Raw genomic sequence first — 21090 nt, 5'->3', positions numbered from 1 at the left:
TTTCCTCTTCAACGTTTACGTAAGAATCGTCGTAAGCGCGCCAACAACTCATCGGGCTGAAACGGTTTGGTCACATAGTCATCGGCACCCAACTCCAGCGCACGAACAATATCCGCCTCTCTTGCTTTCGCGGTAAGCATCAAGACAGGCACTTCCTGCCACGCAGGTTGAGCCCGTAGCCGAGCAAGTATTTCCAGACCATCATGATAAGGTAGCATAATGTCCAGTAGCACCAAATCGGGGACTTGGCTGCTGCCTGCCCCAAAGGTAATCCGTTCAAGCGCTTGCCTGCCGTCCTCAGCATGTTCGACTTGGTAACCACTACGTTCCAGCATGAAGCGCAATAGAAAGGCGATATCCTCTTCATCCTCAACCATTAAGATAGTGGTACCCGTTGCTGTCATAAGTTTTCCTTAGAAGGTGTTAACAGTAACCGTCACTCGTGCTTTTTATCCTTAGGCAAACGGACCCAGAAACAGCTTCCCTCATGGGGTACCGAATGAAACCCGATGGTGCCTCTCATCTCCTCGACAAGAGCTTTGGTGATAGCAAGCCCTAGCCCGGTCCCTCCTGTACGGCGCTTATCTGAACCATCTGCCTGGGCAAAGCGCTCAAATACGCGTGGCTGGAATGACCATGGAATGCCGTTCCCATTATCAGTAACGCTCACTTCAAGCCAGCGGTTATCTATTCGCCGCATGCCAACCACTACTTGCGCGCCTTGCGGAGAGTGTTTGCAGGCGTTTGAAATCAAGTTTGCCATGACTTGAGCAAAACGTTCAGGGTCTACTTCAACGCAGTCACTATTTTCTAATGTTTCACCCAAGGCATCGTTGACACCTGGAGGGGTTGAAAGCTGAGGAGCTAATACCAAAGAAATCGCGAAGCTTTCCGCATAAGGCTGATTGATATCGACAGCCTCTTCTACAAGCGACTTTAATGGCACTGACTGCCACTTAAAAGCCAATTGACCACTTTCTAATTTTTCAATATCTAAAATATCATCAATTAAAAGCTTTAGGCGCTTACCGTTATCATTTGCCACCGCTATTAAGCGTACCAAATCTTTGTCCAGCGCACCGCCAATACCGTTATGCAGCATATTTAATGTTCCGAGTATCACTGTCAGTGGCGTACGCAACTCATGACTAACCGTAGAAATAAATGTCTGCTGCATCGACATGGTACGCTGACGATGATGCCACTGGCTAATAATGGACACACTGGTGATGATCAAAAGCAATGTCACGAAAGCGGCTCCTGCTCCCCATATCCACCGGGACGTGCGCGCTTGTCGAGTAGCTTCCTGAGTTTGGGCGTTTAAGTGTCCTCGCTCCATACGTTCCCACATACCCAGGTGGTTCCGCAGCTGGTCCATCGTTTGCTTGCCGCCTGCCACCAATAACCTCAAGGCAGCGGCTTCCAAACCGTCGCTTTCACGCACGGCAATATTCGCCTCGGCAATTTCCACACGACGAGCCACTAAAGCATCGAAGTCCTCAATGGATTGCCCATTATCAGCGGACGTGAATGCTGGTGTTTGCCCTAACTGCTCGCGCTTGTCGGCTAACTGGGCACGAGCCTGCTGATAAGGCAATAAATAGGAGGGCTGACCGGTCACCACATAGCCTCGCTCTCCGGTCTCCAGGTCAAGCAGCGTTGAGCGAAACTCCTGGATCAAGGTAATGGTTTCAAGATGTTCCTGGACAGCGTCATTGGATGAAAGCAGCGCTTCCTGCACACGTATGCCCTGCCATCCCATCGCGACTATGACACATGCTGCCACTATCAAGGCGACCCATTGAAAGCGACGTAATATTGGATGAGCGAAATGTATCGACAAGATAGCTCCTGAGAAATATCAATGGGTCATTATGGGCTTTTGTCTTCATAAATGGCAGTGCCTGCTTGCATTGCCATTGGCCACTGGCACCAGCACTTTTTCAAGTCCAGAAAAGGGCAAGAATAACCGCTAAAGCGTTTTCTCGGCAGCAAACACCGGCGCCGACCGGGCGACGGTAAGTCCGGCCATTTTTAAGGGCGGAGGCTCACTAGGCAAACTTCCTTGAATTTTCGTGCGACAATTCTCCCTCAGGCACGAGACAAGGAGCGCATCGATGCACGGCGACACCCACCCGGAAGCCCTCAAGGTCCTGCAGGCGGTATTTGGCTACGCCAGCTTTCGCGGCCCGCAGCAGGCGATCATCGAGCATGTCGTCGCCGGTGGCGATGCGCTGGTGCTGATGCCTACCGGCGGTGGCAAGTCGCTTTGCTATCAGATCCCGGCGCTGCTGCGCGAAGGCACCGCCATTGTGATCTCGCCGCTGATCGCGCTGATGCAGGATCAGGTGGCAGCACTTCAGCAGAACGGAGTGAAAGCGGCCTACCTCAACTCCAGTCTTGATTACCACGAGGCGGTCGAGGTGGAGAACCGCCTGCGGGCGGGCGAGTTGGATCTGTTGTACGTCGCCCCCGAGCGGCTGGCCACGCCGCGTATGCAGACGCTGCTGGAACAGACTCAGATCGCGCTGTTCGCCATTGATGAAGCCCACTGCGTTTCCCAGTGGGGCCACGACTTTCGCCCCGAGTACCGTCAGCTTTCCCAGCTTCATCAGCGCTTCCCCCAGGTGCCGCGCATCGCCCTGACCGCCACCGCCGATGTGCCCACCCGGGGCGATATCATGGAGCATCTGCAGCTCCAGGAAGCGGCGCTTTACAACAGCGGCTTTGACCGGCCCAACATCCGCTACCATATCGCCGAAAATCAGGGTAACGCCAAGGAACAGCTACTGCGTTTTATCCGCGAGCGCCACGACGGCGAGGCGGGCATCGTCTACTGCCTTTCCCGGCGCAAAGTGGAGGAAACCGCCGCCTGGCTGGAACGCCAGGGGCTGACCGCGCTGCCCTACCATGCCGGGCTCCCCCCCGAGCAGCGCCAGCACCACCAGACCCGCTTCCTGCGTGAAGATGGCGTGGTCGTCGTGGCCACCATCGCCTTCGGCATGGGTATCGATAAACCCGACGTGCGCTTCGTCGCCCACCTCAACCTGCCCAAGAGCATCGAAGCCTACTACCAGGAGACCGGCCGGGCCGGGCGCGACGGCCTGCCCGCCGATGCCTGGATGGCCTACGGGCTTCAGGACGTGATCACCCTGCGCCAGATGCAGCAGGACTCCAGCGCCGCCGACCAGCAGAAGCGCATCGAGCAGCAGAAACTCGACGCCATGCTGGGACTGTGTGAAATCATCAGTTGCCGCCGCCAGGCGCTGCTCCACTACTTCGGCGATCACCTGGACGCCCCCTGCGGTAACTGCGACAACTGCCTGACCCCACCCGAGACCTGGGAGGCCACCGTGGCGGCGCAGAAGGCGCTCTCCTGTGTCTACCGCACCGAACAGCGCTTCGGCGTCACCTACCTTGTGGACGTGCTGCTAGGCAAAAGCAACGAGCGCATCACCCGTTTTGGCCACGACCGCCTAAGCACCTTCGGCATTGGCAAAGAACTCGCGGCTAACGAGTGGAAAGCGCTCTTTCGCCAGCTGATTGCCAGCGGCTATTTGAGCGTGGACATGGAGGGGCACGGCGGCATCAGGCTGACTGCCAATGCCAAGCCGGTGCTGCGCGGCGAGGAGCGCCTCACACTGCGCAAGCCAAGCAACAAACCCGGCAAGGCCAAAACCGCTCGACGGGGCAGCAAGGGCGCCTCAGCCCCCCAGGGCCACGGCCCGCTGTGGGAGGCTCTGCGCCAGCACCGCCGGGAACTGGCCGAGGCCCAGGGCGTACCTGCCTATGTGATCTTCCACGACGCCACCCTGGCTGAAATGGTCGAGCAGAAGCCCCAGAGCCTGGACGCCATGGGCGCGGTCTCAGGCATCGGCGCACGCAAGCTGGCGGATTACGGCGAGGGTTTTCTGGACGTCATCCTGGCGAATCAGGCAACCGAGCAAAGCGGCTGAACCAGCGTCCGGGGTTAAAAAGCTCAAATGGTCGATATTTTCCAAAAACCGCTCACCTGGCGTAAATTCTGGGTGAGTGAGGAGAACACGACCTTCGCTACGGACCCGGTTGGACGCCGGTCATGGCGGCCTTCTGCCACTTCCCTGCCGCAGGGTCACGCTTCACCGACGGCTCCTTTGGTGCCTACTACTGCGCGCTAACAGAAGCCACGGCCATTACTGAAACGGTTTACCGCGCAGAACGCTTTATGAGGGAATCCAGTGACCCCCCCATGATGCTTCGGCAGCGTGTTTACCTGGCGGATTTGGCGGGCCAACTGATTGATTTACGCGATCAAAAAAATGCTCAAGCGCTACTCGTGCCGGACAGCTGGACCGCCGGACAGACCTTTGGCCGGGAAGCCTGGGAAAAGCACTCGGATGGCATCATCTATCCCAGCGTGAGAGATCCTGGCGGCGAGTGCGCCGCTGTATTACGCCCGCCAGTCCTTTCCGCAACGCGGCAAGGACGTCATCTCGGCGACGACTGGGATGGTCAGCGTATCCGCCATGTTTATGAACTGACGGTATTGCGCTAACCATCCCAGTACGGCGGGTCGCCAATCTGTGCGGTCAAATACGTTAAAAATGTGGCCACTTTTTGTGAACGCAATCGGTTTTCAGGGTAAATGGCGTGGATACCTTGGCGTGTCGCCTCCCCCATGGGGTGGTAATGTTCAAGTATCGGCACCAAGGCCCCGTCACGCAGAGCGTCGAACAGCAGCCAGGTAGGAAAGAGTACGATACCCTGCCCCTGCAAGGCAGCCTCTACCAGGCTTTCTGCGTTGTTGCTATACAGGTTGCCGGTTACCGGGTAACGCTGCGCTTGCGTGCTTTCCTGGGTGAAGAAATACCATGGCTGTTCGCCACGAGTGCCTTTATAGATCAGGCAATTATGAGCGCTTAATGCTTCAGGGTGACGGGGTTCGCCGTGACGAGCGAGATAGTCAGGCGCGGCGCAGGCCACAAAGCGCTGCATGGCTAATTGACGGGCCACCAGGCTCGAATCATCAAGGGCACCGACCCGAATCACCACATCCGCCCCCTCTTGCACCGGATCGATAAACGCGTCGCTCAGCGTTAGCTCCACCTCGACAGCCGAGTTTTCGTCCTGAAAGCGGGCTAGTAAAGGCGCGATGTGCCGCCGCCCAAACGCCACCGGGGCGTTAATGCGCAATACCCCCTGCGGATGCGTCGCCCCTCCAATCACCTGCTCGGTAGCTACATCCAGGCTCTCCAATACCTGACGAATATCCTGATAGTAGCGCTCACCGGCATCGGTCAGCCTTACCGCCCGTGTATGGCGGTAGAGCAACCGCTGGCCGAGCGTGCGTTCCAGCCCAGCAATGTGCCGCGAGACCGACGATGCCGGTAAATCAAAATGACGCGCGGCTTCGGCGAAGCTGCCACTTGAGGCGACACGCACGAACAGGCGAAGCGCCATCAAACGAATCGAGTTGTCCAAAATGCAATAGTCCTTTGTCTTTTTCACGCATTGTAGCAACAACACGAACTCACTAAAGTGCTGGCGCCTATTTGTCTTTTTTCTTCTCTTTGCGGAGTCACGTATGAAACACGCACTTATCCTGCTCGGCGTGCTTATCGCCGGCATGGGATTATCGGTCGAAGCGGGTTTGCTGGGGCCGCTCGGCGAGCAGGTGGGGCATTTATCCGCCACCCTGTCGATTTTCTTGGTAGGGGCGCTGCTGCTCTCGCTGGCGTTGGTGTTTTCGCCTAACCCCAAGCTGGGCACTCTCTTCCGCCAGCCTCGGTGGCTGCTGACCGGCGGTATTTTAGGCCCGATTTACGTCATTGTTCTGACCCTGGCGGCGCCACTCGTGGGTATCGGCATGACCATGGTGGGCATTTTATGCGGCCAGGTCGGCGCCAGTCTTGTCATCGACCACTTCGGCTGGCTGGGCAGCGAGCGACGCCAGGTCGATGGCTACCGAGTAGGTGCCTTGGTGATGATTCTTGCCGCTCTGTGGCTAATGTAACGATTAAGGTTATCAAGGAGCTCAACCATGCTACTTCCATTTATTCTGGTACTGCTGCTGGTCGGCGGTGCGGTGCTCGCCGCCCAGTCCTCAATCAACGGCCGCCTGGGGGCAAAAACCGGCGTTGTCGAAAGCGCTTGGCTCACCTTTGTGATGGGGGCAGTACTGACCTTCTTGCTGGTATTCTTTTTTGAACCAGCACACGAGGCAACGCTGTTCAGCGTCCCCAAGTGGCAATTGACCGGCGCTCTGTTTGGCGTGGTGTATATGTTGGTGATTGTGTTTGCGGTGCCACGAGTCGGAACCGCTGCAGCAACGGTGGCCGTGATTTCAGGCCAGCTGCTTATGAGCCTGCTAATAGACCACTTTGGCTGGTTAAACAATACCGTGCGGCCACTAGACACCTCGCGCTATGTGGCAATGGCACTATTGTTGGGCGCTATTGGGCTGATCTACTTAAGCCACCAACAGCGCCAACGTCGGATGTTAAATCAACCGGGTTAGTGCCCCAAGTGTGCCAATAATGAGAGCCAGATACCCATACACCCTGATCAGGCGCCATCGATGGTAATATCCTGCAAGACTAGGCCTAATCACCATTCCAGGAGGGACGCTATGCAAAAAGAGCAGGATGCCAAAACCCGCGATTGGATTTTCACAATAGGGCATCGTGAATTAATCGTGCATCAGCGCTATGAGGTGTTGAGCATGCTCAATGATTTTCTATTGGGCATTTGGTTTACGATTGGGAGCGTATGTTTCTTTTACCAAGGCGCCGTACAAACCGTCGGTGTGTGGTTGTTTGTGCTGGGCAGTCTACAGCTGTTGATTCGCCCGTCGATTCGCTTGCATCGCTACATCTACTTCAAACGGCTCCCGGATACGAACCACGACGCTTAGCAACGAAGGACTTCACCTTCGGGTAAGTACGCTTAACGCAGTTGGCTGTTTTTGCTACCGCGACGGTTATAGCCACTGAAGGCCGACTGCTGTTTGTCCAGTTCGCTTTGACATGCCACACAGAGCCGTACACCCGGAATCGCCTTGCGCCGCGCGTCAGGGATCGGATCGCCACACTCTTCGCATACGTCAAGGCTCTCGCCACGGGGAAGCTGGCTGCGGGCGCGCTGGACCGCATCGTTCAGCGTGCTCTCCATCTGTTCTTGTTCAGCGCCGTCTTTGGCCCATCCGCCTGCCATGATTTTTACCTCGCGTTGGTTGATGCTCTTTTACAAGCATTGCTCTTTTACAAGCATAGCAGCCACAACGCTTGAGGTAGCGCGGGCAACGACCTCCGGCTAGTCGAAAGGGTCGTGCTTTGTCGGGCTTTCAAGCACTTCCGGCTCTTGATACGCCTCGGGGTATTTGCGCTTGGCCCGCGCCAATCGAATGATGGTGATGATATTGGTCACTACGATGAGCGCTTCTGCCAGCGTGCCGCCTATGGTGCCAATCAGCAGGTTATTGAGCATCCACGCCAGGGCAGCCAGTCCCAGAAAGACCCGCATACTGATGCCGCGCAGCAGGAACATGCCAACGGTCCCCAGCACCATGGCCGTCAAGGGCAGTACATCGACCCAGCTCTGCCAGGTGAGCGCCGCCGCGATACCGCTCGCTGCCAGAACACCGGCCATGACCCGTTGGCTACCCAGGTAACGGCGGGCCAGTACGATACGCACAATCACCAGCACCGTTAGCGCCGCGGCGGTCCAGCTTTGAAAAAACACAAACTGCAGGGCGAAGGCGACATTCGCCGAAATCAGTATCACGAGCAGCCGGTCATCGTGCTTGCTGGAAAACGCCACAAGACAGAGCACCAGCGCCAACAGGCCAAAAAACTGGCCTGCCAGGGCACTATGGCTGAACGATTCAAGCATGACGACTAGGCTCCTAGGGGCGAGGTTGGGCCCCCAGGCTATCATCTTGCTGGCGGTACCGCTGCCAGGCGATGGCGAGAATTGGCAGCAACGCCACCGGTATTAACGACAGATTGAGCGATGCCCAGCCCAAGCCACTGACCAGGGGACCGGCCAGGAAGGCGGTGATGGCGACGGTCGAAAACACCAGAAACTCGTTCGCTGCCTGAGTACGGGCTTTTTCCACCGGGCGGTAGCTCTCGGTCAGCAGCCCCGTCGCGGGCAGGAAAGTAAAGTTCCAGCCCAGCCCGAGCAAGATCAGCGCCACATTGAAGCCTGCTAAACTCATTTGCCATTGTGCCGCCAGCAGGCTCGCGACCAGCAGCAAACAACCTGCCACGATCATGCGCCGTTGTCCCCATCTGGCGGTTAAATGCCCGGTCAAGAACGACGGCAGAAACATCGCCACCACATGCCACTGGATGGTCATCGAGACATGATCGAAGGCGTGCCCTGCACCGGCCATGGCCAGTGGTGTCGCCGTCATGGCGAGGTTCATCACCCCGTAGCCGACTAGCGCGGCGCATACGGCAACGATAAAGCTCGGCTGGCGCATGATCTCGCCCATGGGTCGAGATACGCCGTCCGTATGGGTCTCTTCTGCGCTGGGCAGGCGAATGATACACAGTATCAACAGGGCCAGCGCATAGAGCACACCCAGACCCATAAAGCTGCCCAAAAACGCCACCTCAGCAATCTCGCGGCTGATACGCGCAAGCCAAGGGCCAAAAAACGCGGCCAGCACACCCCCACCCATTACCAGCCCAATCGCGCGATCACGCAGGGCTGGCGGTGCCGCTTCAACGGCGGCAAAGCGGTACAGCTGGCCAAACCCGATACCGATACCAATCAGCCAGGTGCCCACCATAAACAACCCAAAGTGCTCGGCCAACAGCGCCTGGGCGGCGACCATGGTGCCAATCAGCCCGATGCCATTACCCAATAAAAAACCACGCTTGCGCCCCAGGCGGCCCATGATTAGCGAGGCGGGAATCGTCGCACACATCAGCCCCAGCCATTGGGTCGCCACAGGGGCCGTGGACCAATAGGGGCTGGGCGCCAGGGAGGCGCCAATCAGGGGTGACACGGCAATTAACAGGATATTGCCGCTGACCAGCAGCGCTTGGCAAAGCGATAGTAGCGTGACGGTTAAAGGCATGAGAGAGGCTCCATTGAGGAATCGGCGTGGGAAGAGGCAAAGCGTTGGCGATAGACCGAGGGTGAAACGCCGTAGTAGCGCTGGAACTGGCGCCGCAGTTGCTCAGCGCCGCCCAGCCGCCAGCGCTGCGCCAGACGCTCAAGGGACAACGGCCCGCGTTCGTCGAGCAGCGCCAGGCGCGCTTGCTCCAGGCGTAATTGCGTCAGGTACGCCACTGGCGTGACCTGCAAGTGCCGCTTAAACAGCCGAGTGAGATGACGGGGCGTCACCGCCATCATGTCGGCCATACGCTCAAGGGAGTAGTCGGCAGCAGGATCAGCATGCAACTGATCGATCAGGCACCGCAGCGGGCCGGCCCCCTGCTGGTGGCGCAGCGCTTCACTGAACTGCGATTGCCCGCCCGGGCGGTGCAGAAATACCACCAGCTCGCGGGCCACGCGGCCAGCCAATGCCGCCCCGTGATCCGCTTGCACTAACGAAAGTGACAAATCAATACCTGCGGTGATACCAGCACTGGTGTAGCGGCCACGGCTTTCGATATACAACGCATCCGGTTCGACGCTCAGCGCAGGATATTCATCAGCCAGCTGCTGGGCGTGGCGCCAGTGGGTCGTCACATGGCAGCCATCCAGCAGCCCAGCGGCGGCTAACAAGAACGCCCCGGAGCAGATAGACCCAAGCCGCCTGACCTCAGGCGCAACCCCACACAGCACTTCTTTCACAGCGGCGATGTCACGCTGGTGCATTACACCGCTGCCACCCGCGACCAGAAGCGTATCCAGAGGCAGCAAATGCTTGAGCTGACGGTAGGTGTGCGTGGCGTGCACCGCCAAGCCGCCGTTGGTGGCGACCGGGCCGACGGCATCGGCGACAAGCGTTAACTGATACAGCGGATGGGGGCTCAATGCATTGGCGCTGGCAAACACCTGCCAGGGGCCGCTGACATCCAGCAGTTGGCAGTCCGGGTAGGCAAGCAGGGCAACATGGCGCGTCACAGTCTCTCTCCGCGATATTCAAGCGATAGAGAGAGTGTCGGCGCTGCGCCTCATGTCGGCAAGGACCATTACCCCACCGATAAAGACATTGATACCTTAGCCCGTTTGCGAGGTAGGCGCTTCCATCCTTCTTACGCTGGACACAAAGTCGCTGAAACGCTCGCCCTGGATGAGCACGTGGTCGCTGAGCGCTTGCTGAGCGACCTGCGCATCGCCGCGTTCAATGGCATCAAAGATCGTCTGGTGCTCGCTCAGCGAATTGTGCATGCGCTGGCGAACCTGTAGCTGAAGCCGCCGGTAGGGCTTCAGGCGCTGCTTGAGCTGGCGCGCCTCACTGGCCAGAAAGGTGTTGTGGCTCGCTGTGTAGATACAGTCGTGGAAGCCTTCGTTTTCGTAGTAATACTCATCGGTGTCCCCCGCCAGGGCTGCCGCTTCACAACGCTGGTGAGCATCGCGCAATGCGGCCAGTTCCTGTTCGGTAATACGTCTTGCAGCCAGCCGGCCGCACATACCCTCGAGCTCCGCCATGACCTCAAACATCTCGATCAGCTGGTCGATGCCTACCCTGGCGACGAAGGTGCCCTTTTTGGGAGAAACCGTCACCAGACCACTGGCCACCAGCTGCTGAATCGCCTCGCGCACCGGCGTGCGCGACACGCTGAACTGCTGGCCTAGCGTTTCGGGGTCGAGCCGCTCGCCGGGCGAACGGCGTCCGTTAATGATGTCGTCTTCCAATGAATCCTTGAGCCGCTGAGCGTTGGAGCGTTTCGAGCCTGGCATGCGTCACCCCCTTTTGGCAGCGCTAAATCGTACAGAAAGAATATGTCATAAAGTTGACATTAGCATACACAACGCCTATTGATGTATATATCAGCTCGACTGATGAATATATAAAGCCAATCCAAGACCACAACAACAACCGTTGGAGACGCCACATGCAACGTAACCACCTAGTCACTGCCGCCGCTTTAGGACTGGCAATCGCCGCTTCGCACGCCTCAGCAAATACCGTACTGCGCGCTTCCCACCAGTTTCCTGGCGGCCAGGGCGATGTACGCGACGAAATGGTCCAGATGATGGCCGAAGAAGTGGCCAACGCCGACGTGGGCCTTGAAATAGAAGTCTATCCGGGTCAATCACTGTTCAAGGCCCGCGAGCAGTGGGGCGCGCTGGCACGGGGGCGGCTGGATATCACCGCCCTGCCTCTCGACTATGCCAGCGGCCGTCACCCTGAGTTTTCCGCCACGCTGATGCCCGGCCTCGTGCGCAACCACGAGCACGCCCAGCGCCTTAACGACTCTGAATACATGGACATGATCAAGGATGTCATTCAGGAAGGCGGTGCGCGCGTGCTGGCCGATGCCTGGCTGTCAGGCGGTTTTGCATCCAGCGAGCAGTGCATTACCTCGCCAGACACCGTCGATGGTCAGGTCTTCCGTGCCGCAGGCCCGGCGTTCGAAGAAATGCTTGAAGCCGCCGGGGCGTCTATCGCGTCCATGCCGTCATCGGAAATCTACACCGCCATGCAAACCGGCGTCCTCGACGCTGCCAATACGTCGTCGATGTCGTTCGTGTCCTACCGCCTTTACGAACAGGTTGACTGCCTGACCCAACCCGGCGACTACGCCTTGTGGTTCATGTATGAGCCGATCCTGATTTCAGAACAGGTCTGGCAGGGGCTCAATGAAGAGCAGCAGACAGCCCTCATGGCGGCGGGTGAAAAAGCTGAAGCGTTCTTTGCGGAAGAAGCGGCCGCCATTGACCAGCAGATGGTCGATGTCTATGAGGAAAACGACGTCGAGGTCGTCAAAATGACCGAGGACGACTACAACGCCTGGCTCGAGATCGCCCGCGAAACCTCCTACAAGAACTTTGCCGAGAATGTCCCTAACGGCCAAGCCATCATCGATGCGGCACTCGCCGTGGAGTAAGTCACTGCCACGCTCAAGCGTGTCGGCCATCCTCCGGGCAGCCGACGCGCTTCGCTGCTTACCCGCTTGATGAACCTAGCTGATGAGGGACTTATGTCGATAACAACACACACCTCGGCAACACGCAGCGGCCTGATGGGTGGCTATATTCGGGCAATGGATCGACTATCGCGCGTTTCGGCCTATATCGCCTGCGCCATGTTCATTGGCGGGGTGCTGGTCATCTGTCAGATGGTCTTTACTCGCTATGTGCTCGGCTGGAGTACCAGCTGGCAAACCGAGTTCACGATTTTCTCCGTCACCGGCGCCATGCTGATGGGCAGCCCCTACGTGCTGATGACCGGCGGCCATGTGGCCATCACTATTTTGCCTGATGCCATTGGGGGAATCGGCCGCAAAGTGATGCTGACCCTCGCTTCGCTGTTTGGCTTTGCCTTCTGCGCCGCGCTCGCCTATGCCAGTTGGGTCTACGTATTTGAGGCCCTCCACGGTGAGTGGACCACCGGCTCAGTCTGGAACCCACCGCTGTGGCCCGCGCTCCTGCCGATGGCGATCGGCACAACCTTGCTGGCTTTCCAGTACGTCGCCGATATGCTGCGTGGGGAGGGCTGACCATGGATCCGATCACACTGGGCATTATCGTCGCCGTGGGCCTGATCTTCATGATGGCCATCGGCACGCCTATTGCATTCGCGCTGGGGGGTGTCTCGCTGCTCGCGCTACTTTACGACCGCGGACTCACGGAACTCACCTACTTTGGTGAAACGTTTTTTGACCGGATTGCCGAGTTCGGCTTTGTGGCCATTCCCATGTTCATTCTGATGGGGGCGGCCGTTGCCTCCTCGCCTACCGGGCGTGACCTTTACCGCTCGCTGGACTTATGGATGGGCAGATTACCGGCGGGCCTTGCGGTGTCCAACATCGGCGCCTGCTCGATTTTCGCCGCGCTTTCAGGTTCCTCGCCGGCCACTTGTGCGGCGATTGGTAAAATGGGCATCCCTGAAATGCGCACCCGCGGCTACCCCGACGGCGTGGCCGCTGGCTGTATTGCCGCAGGCGGCACACTGGGCATATTGATTCCGCCTTCCGTGACGATGATCATTTACGGCATTTCCACCGAAACCTCCATCGGTCGGCTGTTCATTGCCGGTGTGATACCCGGCTTCATGCTCGCCGGGCTGTTCATGATCTGGACCATCATCGCCTGCAAGCTGGCGGGTGGCTACGCCAATCCCCTGGCGGTCTCCGCGGAAAAACTCAAGAACACGGTCCAGCAGAATGTCGACAGCAACCTGAAAGCCGTGGTTCGCGTCCTGCCCTTCCTCGGGGTGGTGGCGGGCATTCTGTTCGCGCTGTACGGCGGCGTCGCCACACCATCAGAAGCGGCAGGCGTGGGGGCGTTTTTATGCCTGATGCTGGCCATCCTGATCTACCGCATGTGGCAGATCGGGCCGATCAAGCTGATCATGCGCGACTCGCTGCGCGAAAGCGTGATGATCATGCTGGTCATCGCCTGTGCCGAGGTGTTCGCCTACGCGCTGTCGTCGATGTTCATTACCCAGACCGTCGCCGCGGCGATCGCCGACCTGGAGGTCAATCGCTGGGTCCTGATGGGGGTCATCAACGTCTTTCTGCTGGTCGCCGGTTTTTTCCTGCCGCCGGTGGCCGTGATTGTCATGACCGCGCCGATTTTGCTGCCGATCATCCTGGCGGCAAACTTTGATCCTTACTGGTTTGCGGTGGTTCTCACCATCAACCTGGAAATCGGTCTTATCACCCCGCCGGTCGGTCTCAACCTGTTCATTATCAAGGGCATTGCGCCGGATATTTCGCTGCGCGACATCTTGCTGGGTAGCCTGCCCTATGCGCTGTGCATGGTGCTGGCCATTCTGTTGCTGTGCCTGTTCCCGGGCCTGGCCCTGTGGCTGCCCAACCTGATCATGGGCTAAAAGGAGGATGACCATGAACATGATGTTTCTTCAGGAACTGTTCAACAACATTACCCAGCGCGATGCGCTGTTGCGGCGGCGTCAATCTGTCGCCTCAGCGGTGGATCATACGCACCTGGTCAAGGCCTGCCAGGCGCTACTGGAAAGCGACGGCGAAGCATCGAGCATTGCCCTGGCGAGCCGCGCCCTGGCGATTTATCGACGCCTCTCGCAGGATGAAAAACTGCGTTTTTTCAAACGCCTTGCCGAGGACTTCGCTGCCGAGCCCGAGCACATTGACAGCGCTTACGCCGCCTATCGCGACGCCCGGGATAACCGCACCCTGCAACAGCTTTTTGAAGCCTGCGAGCCGCTACGCCAGGAACTGTTCCGGCGTCTGAACTTTGCCAGCGACGGCACCTATGAACTGGTCAACATGCGCAAGGACCTGCTCGCCCTGCTGCGCGATCAGCCCGAGCTTGCGCCTATCGATGACGACTTTGCCCATCTGTTCGGCTCCTGGTTCAACCGAGGCTTCCTGATGCTCAAGCGCATCGACTGGAATACACCCGCGTCGATTCTCGAGAAAATCATCCGCTACGAAGCGGTGCATGAAATTCAGGATTGGGACGACTTGCGCCGCCGTCTGGACGCCCGTGATCGCCGCTGCTTTGCGTTCTTCCACCCTGCCATCGGCGATGAACCGCTGATCTTTGTGGAAGTGGCGCTGCATAAAGGCCTGCCCAGCCGCATCCAACCGATCCTGTCCGGTTCAGAAGGTGGCATTGAAGACCCCGAAGACGCCGACAGCGCTGCCTTCTTCGGTATCAGCAACTGCCAAACCGGCCTGCGCGGTATTTCGTTTGGCAACTTTCTGATCAAGCAGGTGGTACAGGAGCTTTCCCAGGAGCTTCCCCAACTCAAGTACTTCGTGACGCTTTCACCGGTGCCTGGCTTTGCCCAATGGCTCAACGAACAGCGCCAGAACGACCATTGGCCGACCAGCGTCCGCGACACCCTGGCAGAACTGGACACGTCGGGATGGCACCAGGATAAACAGCATCAGGAGCGACTCAAGGCAACGCTGCAACCGCTCGCTGCCCACTACCTGATCGACGAAAAAAACCGCCACGGTTTACCGCTCAACCCCGTTGCCCGCTTCCACCTGGGCAATGGCGCCAAGCTTCAGCGTATCAACTGGCTCGGCGACACGTCTGACAAGGGTATCAAGCAAGCCGCAGGGCTGATGGTCAACTACCTTTACGTGCTGGATGACATCGAGCGTAACCACGAAAATTATACCGCCAAGGGCACCATTGCCTGCTCGAGCGACGTGCGCGACCTCGCCAAACGGGCGCGCAAGCTGGCCAAGGGAGAACCTGCCAAATGAACCACAATATGTTTGCCACCTTTGCCACACGAATGCACAAACGCGGGGACGCCGACTTTATTACCACCCGTGAAGGTCGCCGCTACTCCTACGCGGATGCACTGACCCAGAGCGCCCGCCTGGCCGGCGCCTTGACCGCTCTCGGCGTTCGTCAGGGCGACCGCGTGGCGGTCCAGGTGGATAAAAGCCCGGAAGCCATTCTGCTTTACCTTGCCTGCCTGCGCATGGGCGGGGTCTATTTGCCCCTAAACACCGGTTACACCGGCGATGAAATCCGCTATTTTTTGAGCGATGCCGAGCCCGCGCTGTTTGTCTGCCGACCTGCCGATGTCGACGAGGCCCGCCGCATTGCCAGCGATACCGGCTGCCCCGCCGTTGTCACTCTGGGCCGCGCAGCCGACGGCAGCCTGATGGACGAGGCCGCGAATGCCAATCCCCATGAAGACATCGCCGAGCTTGATGACCGCGACCTGGCGGCGATTCTATACACCTCGGGCACTACCGGGCGCTCCAAGGGCGCCATGCTGACCCACCAGAACCTGGCCTCCAATGCCGAAACCCTGGTCAAGGCCTGGCACTTCAGCGCCGAGGATCGCCTGCTCCACGCACTGCCGATTTTTCATACCCACGGGCTTTTTGTCGCGTGCAACGTCACCCTGATGGCCGGCGCCAGCATGTTGTTCCTGCCCAAATTCGACGCCGACGTGATTTTCGAGGAACTGCCCCACGGCAGCGTGATGATGGGCGTGCCCACTTTCTACACACGCTTGGTTCAGGATCCGCGCCTGACGCCTGAGGTTACCGCCAACATGCGGCTGTTTGTGTCGGGCTCTGCCCCGCTGACCGCCGAGACCCACGAGGCCTTCGAGGCCAAGACCGGGCATGCCATTCTCGAACGCTACGGCATGACCGAAACCAACATGAACATCTCCAACCCCTACCACGGGGCGCGTCGTGCGGGTACCGTGGGCATGCCGCTGCCCGGCGTGGAAATGCGTATCACCGACCGGGAAACCGGCGATGAGGTCGCCCCCGGCGAGATCGGCATGCTGCAGATTCGTGGGCCCAATGTGTTTATCGGCTACTGGCGAATGCCGGAAAAAACCCGCGAGGAGTTGCTTGAAGATGGCTTTTTCATCACCGGCGATCTTGCCCAGGTAGACGAGCAGGGCTATGTGCATATCGTTGGTCGGGATAAGGACCTGGTGATTTCGGGGGGCTACAACGTCTATCCCAAGGAAATAGAACAGGTCATCGACGAACTGGAGGGAGTATCCGAGTCTGCTGTTATCGGCCTGCCTCACCCGGACTTTGGTGAAGGCGTCACCGCCGCCGTGGTCACCCAGCCGGGAGCCAACCTCGACGAAGCCATGATCCTCGACCACCTGAAGGGCAAGCTTGCCAAGTACAAGCAGCCCAAGCGCGTGTTCTTTATCGATACCCTGCCGCGCAACACCATGGGTAAGGTGCAAAAAAACGAGCTACGCAAACGCTTCCACGACACCTATCGGTCCGCGTAAATTGCAACGCAAACGCCCCATGCCAGTATCAATGGTCATGGGGCGTTAAGCGGTCACGGGTTACCTGCCCGTCACATGAATTATCCAGCGAACGCCGCGTACATGATGACCACCAGTATCACCAGCACGATACCGGTAGGCACCGCACCCTTCCACGGCGTGAGGTCAACATCGCCAGAATGCTCCTGAACCCAGTCGGTTTCGCGGGGACGCAGCTTGCCAATCACCAGCATCATCGCCACCAACAGCACGAATACCGCCGCGACAAAATGGAACTCGTGCATGACGGCCGGCAACTTGTCGAAGGGCGGCACGAAGTAGCCCGCGGCAATCAGCAAACAGCCGCCCACCAGGCCGATTTTGGCCGCCATCGGCGGCACGCGCTTGGTCAACAGCCCCACCAGCACCACCGCCAGAATCGGGATGAAGTAAATCGCGTTCATCTTCTGCAGATAGCCGAACAGGCTCTCCTGACCGGCCAGCAACGGCGCAATGGTCATGGTCGTAATGGCCATGATCCAGCCAAACACCTTGCCCGACTTCACCACCTGCTCTTCAGTAGCGTCTTTTTTGAGCACTTGCTTGTAGATACCCAAGCTGAAGATGGTGGTCGTGCTGTTCAGCGCGGAGTTGAACGACGACAGAATCGCACCGACCATCACCGCGGCGAAGAAACCGGTGAGGTACGGCGGCAGCACGTTAAACACCAGGTGGCCGTAAGCTTCATCGGCGCGAATGCCATCATCGGCGTACAGGTGGTAGGCGATGATCCCTGGCAGCACCAGATAAAGCGGGCCCAGCAGCTTGAAGAAGCCGGTCAGCAGTACGCCCTTCTGGCCTTCCGCGAGGTTTTTAGCGGCAAAGGTCCGCTGGATGATCTGCTGGTTGGTCGTCCAGTAGAACAGGTTGATCAGGAAGACACCGGTGAACAGCGTAAAGAACGGCACCTGTTGATCACTACCGCCGATCGAGTTGAGCTTGTCGGGATTGCTGGTCTTCAGTGTGTTCCAGCCTTCCATGATGCCGTCACCACCGCTGACGGCTTGCAGGCCGAAGTAGACGATCACAAAGCCACCGATCAGCAAACCAACGCCGTTAAGGGTGTCGGACACCGCGACCGTGCGTAACCCGCCGAACAGTGCATAGATGGCGCCCACAATCCCCACGACCCATACCGTCAGCCAGAGCAACGTGGTCGGTGATTCGATACCGGTCAGCGCGGGCAGGTCTAGCATGCCCTGCAGCCCTACCGCGCCCGAATAGAGAATAATCGGCAGCAAAATTACCGCGTAGGCAATCAAGAAGATCACGTTGGCGATCAGTTGCGTGCCTTTATCGAAGCGGATCAACAGTAACTGCGGCAGGGTCGCAATACCACTTTTCAAGAAACGCGGCAGGAAGAACAGTGCCAAAGCCACCAAAGCAATGACCGCGACGACTTCCCAGGCCATCACGCTCAGGCCATCACTGAAGGCGGAACCGTTCAGGCCCACCATCTGCTCGGTGGACAGGTTGGTCATCAACAGCGACCCGGCAATCAGGGGGAACGTCAGCGTCCGCCCTGCCAGGAAATAACCGCTGGTGCTGCTGTGATCATCCCGTCGCGTAATGCGCCAGGTGATGAAGGCCACTAGACAAGTGAAGAATAGAAATGACGCCAGGGTGAGGGCATGCATAAGAACATCCTTCGGGGCGGTCGCGCATGCTCGCGTGGAACACAAAACATCAGCGCAGTGGATTTAGGTAAATTTACCGAGTGGCGAGAGATTGTAGAACGGTGACTCGATTCTTCTATTCGCCTTTAGTCGCAAAAAAATGCGTAACGAGGTGTTTTTCTAACAAAAAATTTTAAATATCAGACATTTGAACCCGCTCTACCGAAGGACTATCCGTTGTCACGATTGGCTACGCTGCTGAACGTTCACAGTGTTAAAGTAAGGTGATTCGGCCGCGTGACGATCAGTCCTTATTCTGAACACCCGCTTCGCTCATCAACTGTCTCAACCTTCATCAAGGAAACAACGTCCATGCTGCATTACCTGCAGGGTTTACCGTATTTTATTGCCTACCTGGTCGCGGCGATCATTTTGTTGGTCGCGTTCATGTACTGCTATAGCCGCATCACGCCGCACCATGAATGGCAGCTGATTCGCGAGGGCAACGCGGCGGCCGCGACCGCCTACGGCGGCTCTATCCTGGGCTTTACCATCCCGCTGTACAGCGCCATGGCCAACTCCATCAGCTTTGTTGACTTCATTTTGTGGGGCGTGGTCGCGTTTATCGTCCAGTTGGCAACGTTCTTCGGCGTGAAGCTGTTTCTACGCAAGCAGGGCGAAAGCCTGTCGCAACATATTACCGAAGGCCACCAGGCTTACGGCATTTTAATGGCAAGCATCGCCGCGGCTGTTGGCTTGCTCAACGCCGCCTCGATGACGTGGTAAAGGGAAACCGCTGACATGTCCAGATACGATCAAACACCGCATTTGCCGAGACGCAAACGCAGCGCACGCCTGTCACTCGCGATGATGGGCGCCAGCGCCTTTGGCCTGACCGCCTGCGGGCAGCCCCCCGAGGAAGAACACATTACCGAGATCGAGTTTGACGAGCCGCGCAGTTTCCAGAGCGTTGAGGACTGTGTCGCCGCGGATATCTATACGCGCAATACCTGCGAGGCTGCCTACGACGCTTCGCTTGAGGACGTGCCACGCTTCAACACCCTGGCAGAGTGTGAAGCAGAACATGGCGAAGGTGCCTGTACCGAGCCCACCGAAGAGCAGTCACAGGCGGCAACCGGTAGCAGCGGCGGTGGTTGGTTCATGCCTGCCATGATGGGTTATATGGTCGGCAGCATGATGTCCAACACCAACCGTGGGCGCTCGTTCGAGCGGGTATATCAGGAGCCGGTGTACCGCAATCGCCAGAACCAGGGCAACTGGAACACCGCGTCAAACCAGGCAACCCAACGAATCTCGCAGCGTAACGACGCCATGCGCAGTTCGGTGCGCGCTTCTTCGCAGCGTAGCGGATTTGGCTCGCGTTCATCGTCAGGAGGGGGCTGGGGCTCCTAGCCGCCAGCAAAGCTCACCATGCTAAGAATCGACATCCCGGAGCGGCAAAACTGGAAAGCCCTGGCCCACGAGCTGGGATTTCATTTTCATACCATCGAGGGCGCGCCTTACTGGAAGGAAAACGCCTACTACCAGTTCACCATGGAGCAGGTAGAGCGCGACATAGAGGCACCCACCGAGGCGCTCCATGAGATGTGCATGGAGCTGGTCGACAAGGTCTGCCACTCCAATGCCTTGATGCAGCGTTTAGCACTGCCCGAGCACATGTGGGACAGCATCCATGACTCCTGGAGAGCCGGTCAGCCGCACCTTTACGGGCGTATGGATTTTGCCTATTCCGGCGATGGCCCGGCCAAGCTGCTGGAACTCAACTACGACACCCCGACCTCGCTTTACGAGGCGGGTTTCTTCCAGTGGGTGTGGCTTGAGCAAGCCATGGCCCAGGGCACCCTGCCGCGTCACGCCGACCAGTTCAATTCGATCCAGGAGCGGCTGATCAATGCCATGGCACACCTGGGCGATCGTCTCGAGGGCCGCACGCTGTATTTCTCGTGCGTCAAGGATAACGCCGAAGAGCGCGCCACGGTGCACTACCTACAGGATATCGCGGTGCAGGCAGGCCTCAACGCCCCCTTTATCCATATCGAGGATATTGGCCAACATCCCGCCGTTGATTATTTTGTCGACCTCGACGACCAGCCCATCCATGCGCTGTTCAAGCTGTATCCCTGGGAAGAAATGGCCGACGACGCCTTTGGAGAATGGGTTCCCCAGCTAAACACTCACTGGTTTGAACCTCCCTGGAAGGCAGTGTTATCCAACAAAGGCATCTTGCCGCTGCTCTGGGAACACTTCGAGGGGCACCCCAACCTGTTACCGGCATTTTTCGAGAAAGCCGATAGCCCGCCGCTACCCGCCGGCTGGGTGCGCAAGCCGTTTTTCTCGCGGGAAGGCAGCAACGTCGAACTGATTACCCCAACGGGCCAGCGCGAAGCGGTCGATGGCCCCTATACCGACAGCCCCTGGATTCGGCAGGCCTATCACCCTATGCCGCGCTTTGGTGATCATCACGCGCTGATCGGCAGCTGGGTCGTCGGCGACCGCGCCTGCGGCATGGGCATCCGCGAAGACGTCGGGCACATCACCAAGGATTCTTCCTGCTTTGTGCCCCACGCCATTGTCTAATGGTTG

22 protein-coding genes are annotated in these 21090 nt (G+C 58.4%); 13 read left to right on the top strand and 9 right to left on the bottom strand.

Features of this window, described 5'->3' with window-relative positions; genetic code table 11:
• Positions 1 to 8 precede the first annotated feature (8 nt).
• The gene (locus tag NH395_RS15135; protein ID WP_092824294.1) at positions 9 to 404 is read right to left on the bottom strand and encodes a response regulator; all 396 of its coding nucleotides are present in this window, start codon (positions 402 to 404) and stop codon (positions 9 to 11) included.
• A 32-nt stretch (positions 405 to 436) separates the two neighbouring features.
• Positions 437 to 1843, bottom strand: coding sequence for an ATP-binding protein (locus NH395_RS15130; RefSeq protein ID WP_253026040.1), 1407 nt, complete (start codon positions 1841 to 1843; stop codon positions 437 to 439).
• Positions 1844 to 2117: 274 nt separating this feature from the next.
• Between NH395_RS15130 and recQ the strand changes: the two genes are divergently transcribed.
• The gene (gene recQ, locus NH395_RS15125; protein WP_253026039.1) at positions 2118 to 3956 is read left to right on the top strand and encodes a DNA helicase RecQ; all 1839 of its coding nucleotides are present in this window, start codon (positions 2118 to 2120) and stop codon (positions 3954 to 3956) included.
• 122 nt (positions 3957 to 4078) lie between these two features.
• Positions 4079 to 4534 (top strand): RES family NAD+ phosphorylase, encoded by a 456-nt coding sequence (locus tag NH395_RS15120; RefSeq protein WP_253026038.1) that lies wholly within the window; start codon positions 4079 to 4081, stop codon positions 4532 to 4534.
• On the opposite strand, the gene NH395_RS15115 is transcribed toward NH395_RS15120, so the two are convergent.
• Entirely contained in the window at positions 4531 to 5460 is a 930-nt protein-coding gene (locus NH395_RS15115) for a LysR family transcriptional regulator (protein ID WP_253026037.1), read from the bottom strand. The two genes, NH395_RS15120 and NH395_RS15115, sit on opposite strands and share 4 nt — an antisense overlap.
• Positions 5461 to 5563: 103 nt before the next feature.
• Here NH395_RS15115 and NH395_RS15110 point away from each other — a divergent pair, with 103 nt between their 5' ends.
• The 3 genes from NH395_RS15110 (at position 5564) to NH395_RS15100 (ending at position 6892) form a co-directional block, all read left to right on the top strand.
• Positions 5564 to 5992 carry a DMT family transporter gene (locus NH395_RS15110; RefSeq protein ID WP_253026035.1) on the top strand — a complete coding sequence of 143 codons (429 nt, stop codon included), beginning with the start codon at positions 5564 to 5566 and terminating at the stop codon, positions 5990 to 5992.
• 27 nt (positions 5993 to 6019) lie between these two features.
• Complete coding sequence (locus tag NH395_RS15105; protein WP_253026033.1) at positions 6020 to 6496, top strand: DMT family transporter; 477 nt, start codon at positions 6020 to 6022, stop codon at positions 6494 to 6496.
• A gap of 111 nt (positions 6497 to 6607) precedes the next feature.
• On the top strand, positions 6608 to 6892 hold the full coding sequence (locus NH395_RS15100; RefSeq protein WP_253026031.1) for a YrhK family protein: 285 nt from the start codon (positions 6608 to 6610) through the stop codon (positions 6890 to 6892).
• Positions 6893 to 6924: 32 nt separating this feature from the next.
• Here NH395_RS15100 and NH395_RS15095 read toward each other — a convergent pair whose 3' ends face one another.
• The 5 genes from NH395_RS15095 to NH395_RS15075 form a co-directional block, all read right to left on the bottom strand.
• Positions 6925 to 7191, bottom strand: a complete 267-nt coding sequence (locus NH395_RS15095) for a DksA/TraR family C4-type zinc finger protein (RefSeq protein WP_253026029.1) — start codon at positions 7189 to 7191, stop codon at positions 6925 to 6927.
• Positions 7192 to 7290: 99 nt separating this feature from the next.
• The gene (locus NH395_RS15090) at positions 7291 to 7869 is read right to left on the bottom strand and encodes a YgjV family protein (protein ID WP_253026027.1); all 579 of its coding nucleotides are present in this window, start codon (positions 7867 to 7869) and stop codon (positions 7291 to 7293) included.
• Between the two features lie 13 nt (positions 7870 to 7882).
• Positions 7883 to 9067: an MFS transporter gene (locus tag NH395_RS15085; RefSeq protein ID WP_253026025.1), complete on the bottom strand. Its 1185-nt coding sequence runs from the start codon at positions 9065 to 9067 to the stop codon at positions 7883 to 7885.
• Positions 9058 to 10062, bottom strand: a complete 1005-nt coding sequence (locus tag NH395_RS15080; protein ID WP_253026023.1) for a helix-turn-helix domain-containing protein — start codon at positions 10060 to 10062, stop codon at positions 9058 to 9060. The genes NH395_RS15085 and NH395_RS15080 overlap by 10 nt, the downstream gene beginning before the upstream one ends.
• Positions 10063 to 10158: 96 nt before the next feature.
• Positions 10159 to 10842, bottom strand: coding sequence for a GntR family transcriptional regulator (locus NH395_RS15075; RefSeq protein ID WP_253026021.1), 684 nt, complete (start codon positions 10840 to 10842; stop codon positions 10159 to 10161).
• 155 nt (positions 10843 to 10997) lie between these two features.
• Between NH395_RS15075 and dctP the strand changes: the two genes are divergently transcribed.
• The 5 genes from dctP to NH395_RS15050 all read left to right on the top strand — a co-directional run bounded on the left by dctP (position 10998) and on the right by NH395_RS15050 (position 16831).
• On the top strand, positions 10998 to 11993 hold the full coding sequence (dctP, locus tag NH395_RS15070) for a TRAP transporter substrate-binding protein DctP (RefSeq protein ID WP_066315048.1): 996 nt from the start codon (positions 10998 to 11000) through the stop codon (positions 11991 to 11993).
• A gap of 93 nt (positions 11994 to 12086) precedes the next feature.
• The gene (locus tag NH395_RS15065) at positions 12087 to 12605 is read left to right on the top strand and encodes a TRAP transporter small permease (RefSeq protein ID WP_253026019.1); all 519 of its coding nucleotides are present in this window, start codon (positions 12087 to 12089) and stop codon (positions 12603 to 12605) included.
• 2 nt (positions 12606 to 12607) lie between these two features.
• The gene (locus NH395_RS15060; RefSeq protein WP_092824319.1) at positions 12608 to 13942 is read left to right on the top strand and encodes a TRAP transporter large permease; all 1335 of its coding nucleotides are present in this window, start codon (positions 12608 to 12610) and stop codon (positions 13940 to 13942) included.
• Positions 13943 to 13955: 13 nt separating this feature from the next.
• Positions 13956 to 15311 carry a malonyl-CoA decarboxylase gene (locus NH395_RS15055; protein ID WP_253026017.1) on the top strand — a complete coding sequence of 452 codons (1356 nt, stop codon included), beginning with the start codon at positions 13956 to 13958 and terminating at the stop codon, positions 15309 to 15311.
• Positions 15308 to 16831: a malonyl-CoA synthase gene (locus tag NH395_RS15050; protein WP_253026015.1), complete on the top strand. Its 1524-nt coding sequence runs from the start codon at positions 15308 to 15310 to the stop codon at positions 16829 to 16831. Before NH395_RS15055 ends, NH395_RS15050 begins: the two co-directional genes overlap by 4 nt.
• 80 nt (positions 16832 to 16911) lie before the next feature.
• Here the strand turns inward: NH395_RS15050 and NH395_RS15045 are convergent, their stop codons facing one another.
• The gene (locus NH395_RS15045) at positions 16912 to 18507 is read right to left on the bottom strand and encodes a solute:sodium symporter family transporter (RefSeq protein ID WP_253026013.1); all 1596 of its coding nucleotides are present in this window, start codon (positions 18505 to 18507) and stop codon (positions 16912 to 16914) included.
• A gap of 351 nt (positions 18508 to 18858) precedes the next feature.
• Here NH395_RS15045 and NH395_RS15040 point away from each other — a divergent pair, with 351 nt between their 5' ends.
• Genes NH395_RS15040 through NH395_RS15030 form a run of 3 tightly spaced genes read left to right on the top strand, consistent with a single transcriptional unit; the run spans position 18859 to position 21084 of the window.
• Complete coding sequence (locus NH395_RS15040; RefSeq protein WP_253026011.1) at positions 18859 to 19272, top strand: DUF350 domain-containing protein; 414 nt, start codon at positions 18859 to 18861, stop codon at positions 19270 to 19272.
• A 15-nt stretch (positions 19273 to 19287) separates the two neighbouring features.
• Positions 19288 to 19899 carry a DUF1190 domain-containing protein gene (locus NH395_RS15035; protein ID WP_253026009.1) on the top strand — a complete coding sequence of 204 codons (612 nt, stop codon included), beginning with the start codon at positions 19288 to 19290 and terminating at the stop codon, positions 19897 to 19899.
• A gap of 18 nt (positions 19900 to 19917) precedes the next feature.
• The gene (locus tag NH395_RS15030; RefSeq protein ID WP_253026007.1) at positions 19918 to 21084 is read left to right on the top strand and encodes a glutathionylspermidine synthase family protein; all 1167 of its coding nucleotides are present in this window, start codon (positions 19918 to 19920) and stop codon (positions 21082 to 21084) included.
• Positions 21085 to 21090 lie beyond the last annotated feature (6 nt).

The organism is Halomonas sp. Mc5H-6 (assembly GCF_024124705.1).
Taxonomy (GTDB): domain Bacteria; phylum Pseudomonadota; class Gammaproteobacteria; order Pseudomonadales; family Halomonadaceae; genus Vreelandella; species Vreelandella subterranea.
This window is presented reverse-complemented; position numbering and strand designations above follow the sequence as displayed.